The following is a 15,775-nucleotide window of genomic DNA, read 5'->3' on the forward strand; positions in this document are numbered from 1 at the left end:
GTTTCGACTATATTGGTTTTGTGACCGTTAATAATACAAGTGGAGGATGAAAGGAATGCAATATAGCGGTACATGGCGGATCGCAGAGATGGCAATGTGGGATAGTGATTATTTGGACATGGAAGTTGAAGCCTATATCGAGATTGATGAAGCAGGTTCAGGAGAATTTCAATTCGGTTTAGTATCAGGTGAAATTGACGGCGAAGTCGTAAAAGATGGAAAGGATCAGCGATTTGAGTTTACATGGGACGGTAATGACGAGAACGATCCTGCATTTGGTAGCGGTTGGCTAAAATTAAAGGATAAAAACTCCATAGACGGTCGAATAAAATTCCACCAAGGCGACAGTTCTAGTCTTGTTGCAAAGCGCATGAAGTAGGCAATCAGCGATCGCACTATTGGTTATGCGATTTTTTGTTACCGCAGATGAATGCAGATATACGCAAATAAAATCCCATCCGCGTTCATCTGTGTTTATCTGCTGATATCTGCGGTAACAAAATTCCAATCTAACGAATAACCAATAACAACTGACTTAGGTTTCTCATGAAGGATTAATCGCAAACTCGCCCTCACTATCAACCTCTATCGCACTTTTAACTACATCCAAAAACGCAAACACGGCCGGAACTAACAGCGCATCCCTCAAAACAGCCACCCCAATTACTCTCTCAAAATCCGCCGGAAAACTGCAAATTTTCACCTTAGCAGGTATCGGTTCCGCAGCCAAACGGGGCAGAATTGCTGCACCCAAACCTTGCATCACCATACTGACAATAGTTGAATCTTCGCTGAGTTCGTAAGCGATATTTAAGGGAAACCCCGAAGTTGTCAAATATTTGCGAAGCGGTACAGAACAAGCGGTTTCCGGTGGCTGCAAAATCAACGGATAAGCCGCTAATTCTTTCCAGGTAATCTTAGCACTTGACAATTTGGCATTTGGCGGCAGCAACACAACATATTTATCCCGCAAAATTTCTCTAGTTTCAAATTCATCGGATATGGGAAGAGAGACAAAGCCGATGTCTGCTTTGCCCGATCGCAAAGCCTCTTCCACAGCTTGGGTATAATAAACTTCGGTAATGCTGACGGCAATTTTGGGAAAGCAACTGCGAAATTTAGCAATAATACCCGGTAGGATATGAGTTGCGACACTCCGAAAAGTAACTATCCGTACCTGGCCTCCCTGCAAACCTTTTTCTAAATCCGCTTCTTTGACCATCCTTTCTAAGGCGCAGGCTATTTGACGCCCGTGAAGCAGCACCCTTTCCCCCACCGGCGTCAGTTGAGCACCGTGTCGCCCCCGGTGGAACAGTTGCACTCCTAATTCTGTTTCTAAAGAGGCGATGGCGTGGCTGACTGCGGATTGGGACAGTTCCAATTGCAAAGCCGCCTCGCTAAAGTTTTCACAGTCTGCTACTGCGATAAAAGCCTGAATTTGAGAGAGTTTCATCCGCCGCGTATTGATTTCGTTCATAGCGTTTGTGCCAGTAGTACCCAAATTGTCACAAGGGCTTCGATATATCGATTTTATTCATACAACCTATGCAAGCAATGCTTTGATTGTCAATTGCCCCAGAGTTAAGGTTAATTTATCAGGTAACAGATAGACTTTTACAGAAATTGCACGACAACCATATTGTGCTGTAATTGCGATGAAAATATTGCAGTTAAAAGCTATTTTTTGTAATTTTATTGGTGCAGTTTTTGTAAAAATTATCACTTTAAGGTGTTGGCTATGTCTACTTACAAAAGTCGGATAAATCCCCGAATAATGATGTTTTTTTGGATGGCAGATCGAGCTAAACCATCCGAAAAACTGAAAGGGCAATATCTCTTTTCAGCTATAAATCAAATTGGGCAGTTTTTCCTCTACCTCATTTCTGGTGAAAACGAACTGAGAATTTGGCAGACGTGCGATCGCTATGGTAACACTTGGTGGCATGGTTGCGATCGGGCGACTGGTCGTTCTACCTGCGTGGCGACGGATGATGAAATGCGCGCTTGGATCGATCGGCGTTATTGCCAATAGTAGTGTTTGGGTTGCGTGGAAAAAAAGTGAAATACAGTCCTCAATTAGCAATTACTAATTAGCAATTACCAATTACCAAGTAGGAGATGCTATGCTTCAAATATCTTGCGAATGTGCAGCGCCAGATCGCATTATTCTGATGGAAAACGAGGTATACAGATTGCCTCAAACTCATCGAGAAATTCAAGTTTTGTCAGGAATTGCTTGGATCACGCTTGACCAACAGGACATCATCTTGCAAAGTTCTGAAAAAGCATCGCTTCCACCCAGCAAAAACTTTGCTCTCATATCCGCTCTCAACAATATGCCGCTGATTATGGCAGTCTGGCAAGACAAAAACCCAGTCAGAACCTAGAGATTGAGAAAAAATTTGGCAGGAACACCCCAAAAAGCTCTATCTTAATAGGTATAACTTGGCTATTGGAGGACTCGATCGGTGTACAGCCGCTCTTACCACTTCCGCTATCTCGCAGCTATAAGTATTGTCTTATCGCCCGCACTCACCTTGCTAGCAATTTCAGACGCCCGGGCTTATGCGCCAATTATAAATGCGAGGCGCGCCCAAGCGAGCGATCACGCTCAGGCAACTGACCCCAAAACGCAAGCAGACGAACTCTTTGAAACAGGAGTAAAACAGCACCGCGAGGGTTTGTTTCGAGAAGCAATCGAAACTTTTGAGCAAGTTTTGGCAATTCGCAAGCAACTAGGCGACCAAGCGGGAATCGGAGAAACCCTCAATAATATGGGGGAAGTTTATGGCGAAATGGGTTTGAGGCCCGAAGCTTTGGAAGTTTTGCGGCAAGCTTTAGTCATTCACCGAGAAATCAGCGGAGGGCGTCGTATCGCGCGCACTCTCAATCTCATAGGTTTCGTCAACCGGATTGGGGACAATTTTTCCGAAGCGATGAAACTGCACCAAGAAGCTTTGGAACTTGCCAAAACTGCAGACGACCAAATTGAAATTGGAGAATCCCTCCACAACATCGCGGCCGTGTACGCAGAACAGGTAGATTACGCCAAGGCGATCGAATTTTATCAGCAAGCGCGGACGATTCGCACGGCTGTCGGCGATCAGCGCGATTTAGGTCGTACCCTCAATAACATGGGCGGCGTCTACTACAACATCGGCGACTTTAATAGAGCGATGGAATTTTACCACCAAGCTTTAGCAATTCGCCGAGAAATCGGAGACAGGGCTGGCGTCGGCCGCCTCCTCAATAACATGGCACTTACCTCCCGCAAACTCGGCAAAGATACTCAAGCGCTGATCTATTTTCAGCAAGCAATACCGATGTTAGAAGCAATCGGCGACAAGACAAGTATCGGACGCTTGCTCAACAATATGGGCGCAATTCATGAAAGTCTAGGTCAATATGCTGAAGCTCTCGAATCCTACGAGGGAGCTTTAAAAATTGCCCGTGAGGGCGGTGACAAAGCCGGAGAAACTACAGCGATGGAGGGCATTAAGCGATTGTCTTCAAGTCAGCTTGTACCGCAATAAGGAGAGTTAAGCGGTTCCGCATCGGGCGTGAAGATTGGAAGCGATCGACTTTGGCGACGATTTTGCATTCATCTGCAAGTCGTTGTATAATTACTTGCCAAAAATATATAACTCAAAAAGACGAAAAAGGCTTCAGGGGCGCTATAATTTGATTAATATCGCGATCGAAAGATAGAAACAGTTTCTGTAGTAATTCGTCTGCCAGGGCGATCGCACAACCATTAATCTAAGCTATGGATATCCGTATCGAAAAACTAGAAGATTTAGAAGCTGTTCGCAACATTAATATTGCGGCATTCGGGCGGCAAAATGAGGCAAATCTAGTCGATCGATTGCGGGGAATTGCATCTACATTTTCCTTCGTTGCGGTACAATCCGATCGCATTGTCGGACACATTTTCTTCAGTCCGGTTGTCGTCGAAGGAAAATGTTCTAGGAATTTGTCGATTCAGGGGTTGGCCCCAGTCGCAGTTCTTCCCGAATATCAGCGGCAAGGTATAGGAACGCTGCTGATTCAGGAAGGTTTAAAAGAGTGCGGGCGATCGGGGTTTCAAGCAGTAGTTGTGCTTGGTCATCCAGATTTTTATCCGCGTTTTGGGTTTATTCCTGCTAGTAGAAAGAGTTTAAAATGTGAATATGATGTGCCCGATGAAGCGTTTATGGTGTTGGAGTTAGAAAGTGGAGCTTTGCAGGATTGCAGCGGAACGGTGAAGTATCGATCGGAGTTTAGTCTATGCGAGTGATATTAATTCCGCCCCTCATCGGAATTATTCACCTCTCTCTGATCTCCCTCTGCATTCTCTGCGTTCTCTGCGGTTAAATCATTCCGATGCAACCGGAACTGATCTGACGAAGTGGCGGTTTTTATTGTGATGTATCGTAAAGAATTATAAAAATAACATTTAGTAGTCACAGTGGAAAGCGGTTGTGCTGTACTTGCCTTTGTGAAGCATAAAAACTGTACAACTATTGTCCAGCAAAGTTATTTAAACGCCCGCTTTTCCCTTCTCCCCTTTTGCACCTTGCAAAGCAAAAATCGGAGTTTGAGCAGATTTCCCCTTCAGAGAAACAGCTCCCAAAGCCTCGCAAATGAAGTTTAGCTCGATCGACTCACACACCCTTTCACCAATCAAAATTTGGTTTTCCCCCGCCTTGCTCATCAACCGAGCCGCCGTATTCACCGTATCGCCGAGGATATTAAACTCCCTGCGCCCTCGCGGTTCCCCAACCTCAGCAGCAAACACCGGCCCCAGGGATAGCCCAATTTGACAGCTTACTTTTACTTCTTCACCCGCGATAATTACCAGAGGCAAACCTGCAATCATATCTCGGATCGCAATCGCCGCACTAGCTGCGCGGCTGGCGTCATCAGTGTGAGCGTCGGGCACGCCAAAATAAATCAGCATATCCGAACCGTCTAAGTGCGCCGTTACTTTCTGCAACACGCCCCCTTTAGCTGAGACTACAGCATCGATCGACGCAAACACCCGAGAAAAACCCACTACCAGATTGACTTCTTCCTCCGGCGAAGCTTTCTCCACAGACTCCGGTAAACCAATCAAGTTGACAAACATCACCGTCGGTTCAGGAAAATCCGGTGGTATTTTCCGCCTGTCTGCATTTTCCACCAGTAGTCTCAGGATAGTTTTGGGAATATAACTAGCAAGGGGTTCAAGCCGCTTCACAGCTTCCCCGATTTCTTTTACCAAGCCCGCAACGCTGCGATCGAGCAATACCGAACTTGGCATCCGCCGCCCAGTCAAAGTGATATCATACTCTCCGAGTCGATCGTCCGTGAAATCGTCCGCCACCAAAAAATAACCCGGTTTCCCAACTTCAAAACGAAATTGTTGTCCCAAAGACTCTCTAGCAGTTTCAGTCACACACACCCGCCCCACAGTCCCAGAACCCTCAGCTTGCTTGGCTTGCTGGACTGAATGCCCCAGCAGTACGTGAGCCATCCGCAGCGGCGTACCGATGTCAGCACTAATATAGCGGCCGCAGTGGATACCCACCCGCATCCTCAAAGACAAAACACCCCGCGCCGTTTCAATATTGGCAAATTGAGCCATCGCCCGCTGCATCCGCAAACCCGCCCGCACCGCCCTCGCTGTATCCTCTTGGTAAATTCCTGACAGAAACTGCACCAGCATCGCATCTCCGGTAAACTCCAGCAAATCCCCGCCCGATTTGCTAACAATTTCAATCATCGAGGCAAAATAGTCGTTAATCACGCCCAGCAGCGTTTCAGCTCCCTTGCGCCCCTGGGTCGCATTCGCTTCCAACAGCGAGGTAAACCCTGCCAAATCCGTGAACAGCAAGGTGCCTGTTTGCCACTGGTAGCACACCTCGCCCGGGTTGGGCGGAGATTCGGACACCGGCCTGGGCACGTAGTCGTGGAGGATGTAGCGCAGAGTTCGCAGGTGATCGAAAACCCCCATTAGCGTTGCGGGGGACGGATCTACCCACGCAGCAGCGTACAGTTGAGCGGAAAGGAGCGATCGCAGCCGCAGTTCGATCGCAGCCAAGGGAGGATTGTAGGTTAATCTATTAATAATTTCCACCTAAGTTTATTCTTAAAAAATAAGGTAAGTTCGATCGCTCTAGAGGCAACACCAATAGCTCGACTTAATACCATTATGATAAGTTTCCAGTGAACCCATACCAACCAAACCCAGAACCCACGAGAGAAACTTCCGTTCGTCACAGCTTGCTAGCTCCCGATTTGATCCGAGCTGCTCGATCGGCCTATGGTATGTATCTGAAAGTGCATTCCGAGCAGATGCAGCGTCCGGCCGGTGTAGTTGTCAGTCAAGGAAGCGATCGAGGCCAGGTAATTTTTGCTTCGCAGCCAATTTTATTGCCCGGTGAACGTTTTGTTACTTTTGACGAAATTGAATCTCAAATGTATTAATTAGTAATTGGGCATTGGGCATTGGGCATTGGGCATTGACAACTAATATTTATGTTTGCTCGAACGAGTGTCAAAAAATAGGTTTGTGGTGAGAACTTTAGTCCTCAGAATTTGACTTTTGACTAAAGTCCCTACTACAAACCTTATTGGTAATTGACCGAGAACAATCTAACAATTAATAAATAACCACAGTCAACAGACAACAGACAACAGTCAACAGACAACAGTCAACAGACAACAGTCAACAGTCAGCAGACAACAGTCAACAGTCAACAGTCAACAGTCAACTTAATGGAAATAATCTTTAATTCCCTTGTCACGGCGATCGTCTTTATTTTCGGAGCGGCTATTGGCAGCTTTCTAAATGTGGTAGTCTATCGGTTGCCTGCCGGTTTGTCGGTGATCCACCCTCCTTCTCGCTGTCCCAAATGTTTAAATCAACTCAGAAATTACGAAAATATACCCGTTTTCGGTTGGCTGTGGCTGCGGGGACGCTGCAATCACTGCCACAGTCGCATTTCTGCCCGCTATCCGCTGGTGGAAGCAGCTACGGGTTTGCTATTTTTGCTGATCTTCTGGCGGTTTGGCGTAACAGTGCAAACTCTTGGTTTTTGGGCTTTGTTTAGCTGGCTGTTAGCTTTGTCTTTGATTGATTGCGATACAATGACTTTGCCTAATTCTTTAACTCGATCGGGTTTGGTGCTCGGATTGGTTTTCCAGGTGGCGAAAGGTTGGTGGCCGACATTTAGTTTGATCGACTCGGTACACTATCTGGTACTCGACGGGATCGCGGGAGCAGTTGTCGGGTTGTGGCTGTTTGATGCGATCGGACTCGCCGGGACGATCGGACTGGGGCAGAATGCTATGGGGGCCGGAGATACCAAATTGGCGGCCTTGATGGGAGCTTGGCTGGGCTGGAAATACTTGCTGCTAGCGGGATTTATTGCCTGTGTAGCCGGAGCTTTTGCAGGTGGCGGGGCGATCGCTATCGGGTTACTCGATCGGCGTCAACCCATGCCTTTCGGGCCGTTTCTGGCTCTCGGTGCAGCAATTACTGCTCTGTGGGGCGAAGCGATCTTATCTAGTTACTTCCAGTTGTTTTTCCCGAATTTTAGTTTCTGATCGGCAGGTAGTCAGGCGCGATCGAACATAATATTGTCTCAAAAATTGGTAAAATTGTTCCGTGTCTTGGATTACACTTACAACTACTAGCTTTCGTTGGGAAGCGGAATTAATGCAGCAGCTCCTAGCTGCTCATGAAATCCCGGCCCGGATTGTAGACTTGGGCATAGCATCTTATTTCGGGGCTGGAAGTGCTACAGCCCTGCAAGTTCTTCCACAACACCAGCGAACAGCATGGCTCCTCATCAGTCCAGTTGAAGAGGACAATAGTCAGTAGTCAAGTCTGTTGTTTATTGTCTGTTGTTATGGGTTATGGGTTATTGGTTATTAGTTATTAGTTATTGGTAGCAGCTAACAACTCACAAATAAAAACAGCCAACAGCCAACAGCCAACAGTCAACAGCCAACAGCCAACAGTCAACAGTCAACAGTCAACAGTTAACAATTACCAAGTTTTAATGTCTCTATTTGATTGGTTTGCAAATCGACGAAAATCAGTACCGAACTCCCAAGAACGGCCGGAACGAGAAATTGCGGACGGGCTTTGGAATAAATGCGAAGCTTGCGATGCCCTGAGTTATACCAAAGACCTGCGAGCAAATCAAATGGTTTGCTTGGAATGCGGGCATCATATCAGAGTTTACAGTGACGATCGCATCGAACAGTTGATCGATCCCAATACCTGGGTACCCATTAACGAAGGACTGCACGCCACCGATCCCCTGAAATTTCGCGATCGAAAAAAATATAGCGATCGACTGCGAGAATTTCAAGAAAAAACAGGCCACCTAGACGCCGTAGAAACAGGCATCGGCAAACTCGAAAATTTGCCCGTCGCCCTCGGAGTCATGGAATTTCAGTTCATCGGCGGCAGCATGGGCTCAGTTGTCGGAGAAAAGCTAACTCGCCTCATCGAACACGCCACGCGGGAACGCTTGTCCGTGATCATTGTCTGCGCTTCTGGCGGTGCGAGAATGCAAGAAGGAATGCTCAGCTTGATGCAAATGGCTAAAATTTCCGGCGCTCTGGAACGCCACCGGGAAGCGAGACTGCTTTACATCCCCATTTTGACCCACCCGACCACCGGCGGCGTCACCGCCAGTTTTGCCATGCTGGGAGACATTATAATTGCAGAGCCAAAAGCTACTGTGGCCTTTACGGGCGGCCGGGTAATCGAGCAAACTCTGCGGGAAAAGCTGCCGGAAAATTATCAAACTTCCGAATACTCCTTCGCCCACGGTTTTGTAGACTTGATCGTACCTCGGACTCAATTAAAGAAAACTCTCGGTCAGCTCATCAGTCTGCACCAGCCCCAGCCGTTCTTGGCTGGCTCGGAATTCTCCGCCCTTGATGGCAGCGACGGCCACGCTTTGCCCCCGCAGACTCACGCTTTCAAGCTTTCTCCCTAAGCAGCACCGCCGGATGATTGTCTATTGGTGAGTCTGGGGCACAGAGGGAAATTTCTGAGGAATTACGAAAAACCCGGCTTCTACCCAAAATATTGAGTTTGGTAACGAGACGTTCACGCAGACACCGGGTTTTGAACCCCGCCCGCGCAAGTGCTATTGGTAATAACGACGCAGCAGTGGGATGATATTGATCAGAAGTTGATTGGCCCTGAAGTTAGGCTGGGCAAAAATGCCTAGTCGCAGTTAGCGGTTAGTTAGCTTGCGATAGATCAAACAAAATCTCAGAACAAACTAACAGAACAAGCTAACAGCGCTTTCTAAAATTGTCCGGCTTTCAGTTAATAGCCGTCAACTCAATTTTGACCTGTCAGCGACCTAAAAATTATGGGTTTTGCAGACCTGTCCATCGCAGAAATAGCAGAGGACTTCAACGTCCCTGTTGAAGAAGTGATCCGCTTGTGCGATGAGTTGGAAATTGCCTACAAGCACCCTCAAACCCGTTTGGCTTTGGAGGATGTTAAGGCAATTATGTCCACTCTCGAAAAAAGGCGCGACTCAAAACTTCTTGCAGATTAGATCGCAAAATTCCTCTACCTTTAAAGGTATGGCTGCACAAACTTTGGCTAGTTGTTGCAGAAAGAGGGAATTTTGAACACAAATCTGTTTGCCAGGTATGATCTCTTAGCGTTCAATAATTTGCCGGATTTTTTTAAGGAGAACCATGCTTAAAAGATATTTCATTGCTCTGACCACTGTATTCTTGACATTTCAGTTATTTGTCAGCAGTGCGATGGCTATCGAACTGAGTCCTGAACTTCGCACTCTGCCTTTGAATGACAAGGGTACTCCAGTGGTGCTGAGCCTCAAACAAGTTGAGCAAGGCAAACGCCTGTTCAATTCGGCTTGCGCTCAATGTCACGCTGCGGGCATGACCAAAACTGACCCGAACGTGAATTTGAGTCCGGAAACTCTGGCTTTGGCCAACCCGCCCCGGAATAATATTGAGTCGCTGGTGGACTTTATGAAAAATCCCACCACTTATGACGGGTTTGAGGAAATTTCGGAACTGCATCCGAGCATGAAGAGTGCGGATATTTTCGCTGAGATGAGAAATCTCTCGGATGACGATTTGTACGCGATTGCCGGTCACATTCTGTTGCAGCCAAAAATTGTCTCCAAGCAGTGGGCTGGTGGCAAAGGCGCTCGCTAATCGATTTTAGATTTTAGATTTTAGATTTTGGATTTTGGATTGGGAGAGCGCTGAAGTTCGGCAATAATTGCTGGCTGGTCGTTTTTCGCTCTAAAATCTGAAATCTAAAATTTACCTCCGGCTCATTGATTCTCGCAAAAGGTTGTAGTCCCTCATGCTGCGTCGTTGTGCTTTTGTCTGCTTTCTGTTGGGGATGTTAATTATTTTGCCCGTGCTGTTGGCTCCTCAACCTGTTTTGGCTGCTGCCGATTCTTACGTCAATAGGTATTTACAAGCCAGCGAACCTGTGGCTCTGGAGTTGGACTCTGAGGGACATACTCGCTTGTTTTCGGCCCAGGATTTGTCTGCGGGCAAGGTGTTGTTCGAGCAAAGTTGCCTGAATTGTCACGTCGGAGGTGCTAATTTGCCCGATCCGACGATATCTCTGTCTTTGGCTGACCTCAAGGGGGCAACGCCTCCCCGCAACAACATCAATAGTCTGGTGGCGTATCTGAGAGAACCGATGACTTATGACGGTACTGAGGAAACTTTTTGGTGCCGCCAAGTGCCGGAAAGCTGGATGCCACAGGCTGAGATTGAAAATTTAGCGGCTTTTGTGATCCGGGCTGCTCAGAAAGCTCCGGGCTGGGGCGTGGAGAATTTTGAGAGTTGAACTGCCACTGCCAAAAAGTGGTAAATTACTCGGAAGAAGGCGATACGAGTGTGCGATCGCGCCTGTTTTAACAGGTAAAATATCTAAAGAATCACCCTTTGCGTGTCCATTAGAGGAGAACTGTGTTGAAAAGACTCTTATCGATCGCCCTGTTAGCGATCGCAATTTTTACCGTCGGCTTTGGCCGCCCTGCTTTGGCAGGTGATGCTGCTAACGGAGCTAAAATCTTTAGCTCCAACTGTGCTGCTTGTCACATCGGTGGCGGCAACGTGGTTATGGCCATGAAAACCTTGAAAAAGGACGCTCTTGAGAAGTACGGCATGAATTCTCTGGAAGCTATTACCACTCAGGTAACTAAGGGCAAAAATGCTATGCCTGCTTTCGCCGGCCGCTTGAAGCCCGAACAAATCGAGGATGTAGCAACCTACGTGCTCTCGCAATCTGAGAAAGACTGGAAAGGCTAAACTGCCTCTTTGAAGTCGGGCAGCCTGGGCGGGTTTGATTGAATTTAAAACCTGTCCTCCCGATCGCACCCTCTCTCACCCTTTGGCGAATAAATATCAGTTTGCAGCGATCTTAACCTATTTGGGAAAGCGCGCCAGAAATCCAATTTTTATGAGTTCAAGGGTGAGGGAGGGTAATTTTATTTTAGATTTTAGATTTTAGATTTTAGCTTTTAGATTTTAGATTTTAGATTTTAGATTTTAGATTTTAGATTCGTAAATGCTGATTTAGTAGAAATTGTCAAGCACTTTATATTAAGATTTATTCGGGTTGCGCTTCCTAATTAAAAGTGTGTGCTAGGATATAACCCCTTATTAGCAAAGCTTTGAAATCGAGATTAAAGTCGATCAGCAAAGTGGAATCTACACCTGCCATGAACGTAAAAACATCAGCAAAAGTTAAAACTCAAGTTAAAACTCTCGGAGACGCTGCATCTGGGGCGATTGAGAAATATTTCCGCAAAAGTATAGCGCACGAGGCTGAAGTTATCAAAGACAAAGACGCGGAAGAACTTCATCAAATGCGCGTGGGATTGAGACGTTTGCGATCGGCTGTGACTGGTTTTGCTCCAGTTTTAGATTGGCCAAAAGAGGCTTCTGAACGTAAAATTGGTAAGGTGGGGCGGATTCTGGGAACGCTCAGGGATTTGGATGTGATGCTCGAAAGTCTCCAAAACCGCTATTACCAGAATTTGCCGACTGAGGAACAGAAAGTTTTGGATAAGGCTTTGTTGAATTTGCTCAAACAGCGACACCGGGCTTTGAAAGGGGTGAGGGCGATTTTAGAGCACAAAACCTACGAATCGCTGAAGGAGTCGATCGAGGATTGGCTGGAAAAACCGCAGTTTCAGGCGATCGAACATTTGCCAATTACTGAGGTTTTGCCAGATTTACTGTTACCTCAAGTTAGTGAGTTTTTCCTGCATCCGGCTTGGCTGTTGGGCACAGAATATGAGGATGGCAAAGTTAAAGTTGTTGATGATTTAAATGCTGAGGCTGTCGAAGAGAAGTTAGCAGCCGAGGGAACTATTCTGCACGATTTGCGGAAGCAAGCTAAGCGGGTTCGCTATTTGATGAATCTGTTTGGAGATTTTTACAGCGAGACTTACGAAGTTTATGTCGAAGATGTGAAAGCTATTCAGGAATGTTTGGGCGATATTCAAGACAGTGAAGTTTTAGACGAGTTTCTGACAGATTTTGTCGATCGCGATTTGAAAAAAGAGTTGCCCAAGTTGGCTGGTTTGTTAGCCGAAAATCGCTATGCAGCTTGGCAAAAATGGCAGGTTTTGCAGCGCAGGTATTTGAATTCAGAAATTCGGCAAGGTTTGCGATCTGCTTTAATTCATCCTGTGGTTGAAGATACTGCGAGGGAAGATTCGTCGCAGGAAACTTAGGTTTTTCGGGCCCAGAGAATGCGATCGACTGGCGGGAGGAATTAAAAGAGGGATATTTGGAGGGACACGGCATTGCAGTGTCCTTCATTGTGTAACTCAATAAAGGGCGATCGCGCTTTGGGATAGGTTCAAGAAAAAATCTTAACAATTATTCTTTCCAGTAACATCGTTTCCGGTTGCATCAGAATCATAAAATCGAGTCAACAGTTAACACTCACATATTCAGTTTTTCGACTCCTCCTTCTACAGTCAACAGTCAACAATCATTCCGGTATAACCGGAATTGATATAACGAGTTAAAATCCGAATTACTTCACCAGGTGAAGTAAAAGAAAGGACGATAGCGTTTTTTACCATACCAAGTCACGACTGCAACCACTTCATAAACTTATTCGTCGCAGTACCAATAGACTCTCCGACTTGTTTCTTCAACCGCCACCGCTGAAACGCTTGTTCGTAATCTTCGCCTTCAGTTTGATAAACATTCCAAGCATTTAGTGACAATCCCAATCCCCACGTTAGTAAAATGAACAGCGACCAAGAAAGCTCGTGCGATGCTGCTAGATTAAACAAAACTAGAAAAGTATTGATAATTGCGTACTTGGTCACATTTTTCTGCAATTTGCGACGACGGTAAGAGTTAAAAACCAGCTTTTCTTGAACTTCTCCTCTAGTTGCTAACCATTGCTGTTCCGCCGCTACAATATCCTGTTCGGAAATGCCCAATTCCGCTGCAATCTCGAAAAGCTGCACTCTGGATAATTCTCCTTCATCCTGTCGCCGCGCGATCGCAAGCTGTAAAATACCCTGAGCATCCTCTGAACCGTAAATGTGATTTATTTGACTTTCATTTGTCGCCATAAGAGGTTTCCGATAATTCCTGACATCCTTTCTATGATAAATATAGAGGCAGTTAAACGACAGGTAGTGACATTGGCGGATTTCAACACCCGGACATTTGAGTGAGCGAGACTCCTGACTATGGGAGGGAAAATCGAAGAACCGATATATTTCCCCAAATTACAACTAATTAATTTCCCGAACTGTGACTAAGTTTGCTATCTCGTTTCAACATAAACTGATAAAATATCCCAAACAAAATCACCGCAATCATGCCCACGACTAAAGAACCTTCACCCTCATGCCAATATTTAAACAAATCTAGGCGATTAGATGCAACTAACAATGCCATTCCCGCCACTCGAAAAACATTAATAATAAAACCACAAATGACAGCGACACCTATTACCAAAGCCTTATTTTGTTTAGTAGGAAACATCACCAAACAAACTACAGCTAAACCTAATAAATAATTCATTGCCTCTATACCCGAACAACCCCCATTTACCAACACCCTTCCTGTCGGTAAAGCAACATAATTACCATCACGTGTTACATCAAAACCGACATACCACAAAGAATAATAAGCAAATTTAGCAGTAAGCGAGGCAACAAAATCCACTAAAGGTAACGTAATGACACTGGGGGTGCCATGAAAAAATAGTATTACCAATTCACGCCAATATAGTTTTAAGTTCTGAAAACCTACCGCAATTAGGCTCAAACCTAAACCAGACAAAAAAGGTGCCAGTCTTAAAAAAGGATCGAATTTACTGGAAACCACAGCACTTTTAAATAAAATAAAAGCTATTAATATTGTCCCAGCGACTATCGACCATAGGTCACTTTTTATATCACTCTGTTTGAGAATATCCTGATTGTCCCAAAGCAGGGAACCCACAGCGCACCAAAAAACTATACTCATCCAAAAATGAGCAACATCGTCGAGTTTCCACAGGAGTGTCATATTCAGAGTTACTAAAGCTGTGGCGATAATGATGAGCCAAAAAAGTTTTCTCTTGAACATTTTAGATATTAGTTATTAGTTGATTGATGAGAGCAATACTTCGGACAGTTTGTGATTGTCAACCCTAGAATAAAGGTTTCCAGTCGATGCGGCAGTCGAAGTACCAACGAAAAATCCAGGTTTTCAGACTCGGAACTAAAAACAGCTCAGACTATTGTTTGTTAGATCATATCATAAAAATAGTAGGGGATGTAAACAACTCATTAGCTTGAACCCCTCCTACGGAAAGGACTCGGAGGATTTTAAGGGCTGTAAATCTTTGAGATGAGGTTAGTAGACACTCTGGAATTTGATGGGTGGTGAGACTCAGATGCAACGCATAGCTCAGCATTAGGACACCTATGGAAAAGATGGCTACTCGAAATGATTGGTTGGGTGCCTAGCACTGGCTTACTCAGTCGGTGTAAGCAAAAACTACCAAGGGAGTGAATCAACAATAATTAAAAATAAGTAGCCTTAATGAGGCTTGGGTTTTTTGAGAGTAGACGCAATTGGCACACCGCAGGGTGTGACACTGAGGTTTGAGTAAATAAGGTTCAGCGAGTTAGACATTGAGCAATGCTCCATGGTGATTATCTGCTTTTAAAGAATCTCAGTGCCTTTATAGCAATCCTCGCATCATTTGTAAATTTCTTACTTCCGAGCAAGCGGGTTCGGGGAGGGTTGGGGTGGGGTAAAAAATTTACGACTCCTGCAAGGGTTGCTATATATGGGAAATGCTTCAGAAACGGTCTTATGGTAGTTCTTAAATGTGCGGTCTAGGGGCGATTTGACGGGAGCATCTCAATGAAAGCAGACAAGCTAGAAATTGGAGGCAGCAGCCAGGAGGAAAGAGGAAGAAAAAAGGAGCCAAAAGAAGTGTTTTTACAAATATGAGATGCTCTGAGTTCGGTTTCAAAGTCTGGGGTGTTCACGGTGGCGCGCTATCAGATACTAAAAAACCTGGTTTCACCAAGAAACCAGGTTTTTAGCTCGAACATAAAATAATCAGTTTGGCATCAAGCCAGAATCGAAAACGAGTTCAAACGATCGCCTATTCAGCTTTTTGAGCTTGAGCGCGTTGCTTTTTGAACTTAGCACCAAACCCAACAGCAGCAGCAGCAGCAAGCATTGTTAAAGGTTCAGGAGTAGCTTCAGTGTTGCTAGTGCTGCTGACGAAAGTATCGCTACC

The 15,775-nt window shown here is 45.7% G+C and carries 19 protein-coding genes; 14 read left to right on the forward strand and 5 right to left on the reverse strand.

Translation table 11 applies throughout. The features are described 5' to 3' along the window. The first annotated feature begins 46 nt into the window (after nucleotides 1-46). Nucleotides 47-379 (forward strand): hypothetical protein, encoded by a 333-nt coding sequence (locus QUB37_RS12030; protein ID WP_333162169.1) that lies wholly within the window; start codon nucleotides 47-49, stop codon nucleotides 377-379. A gap of 165 nt (nucleotides 380-544) precedes the next feature. Here the strand turns inward: QUB37_RS12030 and QUB37_RS12035 are convergent, their stop codons facing one another. After that, entirely contained in the window at nucleotides 545-1,477 is a 933-nt protein-coding gene (locus QUB37_RS12035) for a LysR family transcriptional regulator (protein ID WP_333162171.1), read from the reverse strand. Nucleotides 1,478-1,738: 261 nt separating this feature from the next. On the opposite strand from QUB37_RS12035, the gene QUB37_RS12040 reads away from it, so the two are divergent. The 4 genes from QUB37_RS12040 (at nucleotide 1,739) to QUB37_RS12055 (ending at nucleotide 4,276) form a co-directional block, all read left to right on the forward strand. Then, nucleotides 1,739-2,032 (forward strand): hypothetical protein, encoded by a 294-nt coding sequence (locus QUB37_RS12040; protein WP_333162172.1) that lies wholly within the window; start codon nucleotides 1,739-1,741, stop codon nucleotides 2,030-2,032. A 91-nt stretch (nucleotides 2,033-2,123) separates the two neighbouring features. Continuing rightward, complete coding sequence (locus QUB37_RS12045; RefSeq protein WP_333162174.1) at nucleotides 2,124-2,387, forward strand: hypothetical protein; 264 nt, start codon at nucleotides 2,124-2,126, stop codon at nucleotides 2,385-2,387. A gap of 81 nt (nucleotides 2,388-2,468) precedes the next feature. Next, nucleotides 2,469-3,533, forward strand: a complete 1,065-nt coding sequence (locus tag QUB37_RS12050) for a tetratricopeptide repeat protein (RefSeq protein ID WP_333162176.1) — start codon at nucleotides 2,469-2,471, stop codon at nucleotides 3,531-3,533. Between the two features lie 233 nt (nucleotides 3,534-3,766). Continuing rightward, nucleotides 3,767-4,276: an N-acetyltransferase gene (locus tag QUB37_RS12055; protein ID WP_333162178.1), complete on the forward strand. Its 510-nt coding sequence runs from the start codon at nucleotides 3,767-3,769 to the stop codon at nucleotides 4,274-4,276. Between the two features lie 243 nt (nucleotides 4,277-4,519). On the opposite strand, the gene QUB37_RS12060 is transcribed toward QUB37_RS12055, so the two are convergent. Further along, entirely contained in the window at nucleotides 4,520-6,097 is a 1,578-nt protein-coding gene (locus QUB37_RS12060) for an adenylate/guanylate cyclase domain-containing protein (protein WP_333162180.1), read from the reverse strand. A gap of 89 nt (nucleotides 6,098-6,186) precedes the next feature. On the opposite strand from QUB37_RS12060, the gene QUB37_RS12065 reads away from it, so the two are divergent. The 9 genes from QUB37_RS12065 to QUB37_RS12105 all read left to right on the forward strand — a co-directional run bounded on the left by QUB37_RS12065 (nucleotide 6,187) and on the right by QUB37_RS12105 (nucleotide 12,737). After that, complete coding sequence (locus tag QUB37_RS12065) at nucleotides 6,187-6,447, forward strand: hypothetical protein (protein ID WP_333162182.1); 261 nt, start codon at nucleotides 6,187-6,189, stop codon at nucleotides 6,445-6,447. A 291-nt stretch (nucleotides 6,448-6,738) separates the two neighbouring features. Further along, nucleotides 6,739-7,569 carry a prepilin peptidase gene (locus QUB37_RS12070; RefSeq protein ID WP_333162184.1) on the forward strand — a complete coding sequence of 277 codons (831 nt, stop codon included), beginning with the start codon at nucleotides 6,739-6,741 and terminating at the stop codon, nucleotides 7,567-7,569. Between the two features lie 61 nt (nucleotides 7,570-7,630). Beyond that, complete coding sequence (locus QUB37_RS12075) at nucleotides 7,631-7,846, forward strand: hypothetical protein (protein WP_333102041.1); 216 nt, start codon at nucleotides 7,631-7,633, stop codon at nucleotides 7,844-7,846. A 181-nt stretch (nucleotides 7,847-8,027) separates the two neighbouring features. Beyond that, the gene (gene accD, locus QUB37_RS12080; protein ID WP_333162292.1) at nucleotides 8,028-8,978 is read left to right on the forward strand and encodes an acetyl-CoA carboxylase, carboxyltransferase subunit beta; all 951 of its coding nucleotides are present in this window, start codon (nucleotides 8,028-8,030) and stop codon (nucleotides 8,976-8,978) included. A gap of 384 nt (nucleotides 8,979-9,362) precedes the next feature. After that, the gene (locus tag QUB37_RS12085) at nucleotides 9,363-9,554 is read left to right on the forward strand and encodes a translation initiation factor IF-2 (protein WP_333058460.1); all 192 of its coding nucleotides are present in this window, start codon (nucleotides 9,363-9,365) and stop codon (nucleotides 9,552-9,554) included. 145 nt (nucleotides 9,555-9,699) lie between these two features. Further along, nucleotides 9,700-10,188 (forward strand): photosystem II cytochrome c-550, encoded by a 489-nt coding sequence (gene psbV / locus QUB37_RS12090; RefSeq protein ID WP_333162186.1) that lies wholly within the window; start codon nucleotides 9,700-9,702, stop codon nucleotides 10,186-10,188. A gap of 154 nt (nucleotides 10,189-10,342) precedes the next feature. Next, nucleotides 10,343-10,840: a photosystem II cytochrome PsbV2 gene (gene psbV2, locus QUB37_RS12095; RefSeq protein ID WP_333162188.1), complete on the forward strand. Its 498-nt coding sequence runs from the start codon at nucleotides 10,343-10,345 to the stop codon at nucleotides 10,838-10,840. A gap of 125 nt (nucleotides 10,841-10,965) precedes the next feature. Beyond that, on the forward strand, nucleotides 10,966-11,304 hold the full coding sequence (petJ, locus tag QUB37_RS12100; RefSeq protein WP_333162190.1) for a cytochrome c6 PetJ: 339 nt from the start codon (nucleotides 10,966-10,968) through the stop codon (nucleotides 11,302-11,304). Between the two features lie 413 nt (nucleotides 11,305-11,717). After that, complete coding sequence (locus QUB37_RS12105) at nucleotides 11,718-12,737, forward strand: CHAD domain-containing protein (protein WP_333162191.1); 1,020 nt, start codon at nucleotides 11,718-11,720, stop codon at nucleotides 12,735-12,737. A gap of 363 nt (nucleotides 12,738-13,100) precedes the next feature. On the opposite strand, the gene QUB37_RS12110 is transcribed toward QUB37_RS12105, so the two are convergent. The 3 genes from QUB37_RS12110 to QUB37_RS12120 form a co-directional block, all read right to left on the reverse strand. After that, nucleotides 13,101-13,598 carry a 2TM domain-containing protein gene (locus tag QUB37_RS12110; protein WP_333162193.1) on the reverse strand — a complete coding sequence of 166 codons (498 nt, stop codon included), beginning with the start codon at nucleotides 13,596-13,598 and terminating at the stop codon, nucleotides 13,101-13,103. A gap of 169 nt (nucleotides 13,599-13,767) precedes the next feature. After that, nucleotides 13,768-14,604, reverse strand: coding sequence for a cyanoexosortase A (gene crtA / locus QUB37_RS12115; protein ID WP_333162195.1), 837 nt, complete (start codon nucleotides 14,602-14,604; stop codon nucleotides 13,768-13,770). A 1,033-nt stretch (nucleotides 14,605-15,637) separates the two neighbouring features. Then, nucleotides 15,638-15,775: PEP-CTERM sorting domain-containing protein (locus QUB37_RS12120; RefSeq protein WP_333162295.1), on the reverse strand; the 138-nt coding region annotated here is incomplete at its 5' end.

This window comes from Microcoleus sp. AT3-A2 (genome assembly GCF_036705685.1).
Lineage (GTDB): Bacteria > Cyanobacteriota > Cyanobacteriia > Cyanobacteriales > Microcoleaceae > Microcoleus.

Coding starts and splice junctions, on each gene's coding strand:
- QUB37_RS12045 (WP_333162174.1), top strand. CDS start 2,124: ATGCTTCAAATATCTTGCGAATGTGCAGCGCCAGATCGCATTATTCTG.
- QUB37_RS12030 (WP_333162169.1), top strand. CDS start 47: ATGAAAGGAATGCAATATAGCGGTACATGGCGGATCGCAGAGATGGCA.
- QUB37_RS12105 (WP_333162191.1), top strand. CDS start 11,718: ATGAACGTAAAAACATCAGCAAAAGTTAAAACTCAAGTTAAAACTCTC.
- crtA (WP_333162195.1), bottom strand. CDS start 14,604: ATGTTCAAGAGAAAACTTTTTTGGCTCATCATTATCGCCACAGCTTTA.
- psbV (WP_333162186.1), top strand. CDS start 9,700: ATGCTTAAAAGATATTTCATTGCTCTGACCACTGTATTCTTGACATTT.
- accD (WP_333162292.1), top strand. CDS start 8,028: ATGTCTCTATTTGATTGGTTTGCAAATCGACGAAAATCAGTACCGAAC.
- QUB37_RS12085 (WP_333058460.1), top strand. CDS start 9,363: ATGGGTTTTGCAGACCTGTCCATCGCAGAAATAGCAGAGGACTTCAAC.
- psbV2 (WP_333162188.1), top strand. CDS start 10,343: ATGCTGCGTCGTTGTGCTTTTGTCTGCTTTCTGTTGGGGATGTTAATT.
- QUB37_RS12035 (WP_333162171.1), bottom strand. CDS start 1,477: ATGAACGAAATCAATACGCGGCGGATGAAACTCTCTCAAATTCAGGCT.
- QUB37_RS12040 (WP_333162172.1), top strand. CDS start 1,739: ATGTCTACTTACAAAAGTCGGATAAATCCCCGAATAATGATGTTTTTT.
- QUB37_RS12110 (WP_333162193.1), bottom strand. CDS start 13,598: ATGGCGACAAATGAAAGTCAAATAAATCACATTTACGGTTCAGAGGAT.
- QUB37_RS12070 (WP_333162184.1), top strand. CDS start 6,739: ATGGAAATAATCTTTAATTCCCTTGTCACGGCGATCGTCTTTATTTTC.
- QUB37_RS12055 (WP_333162178.1), top strand. CDS start 3,767: ATGGATATCCGTATCGAAAAACTAGAAGATTTAGAAGCTGTTCGCAAC.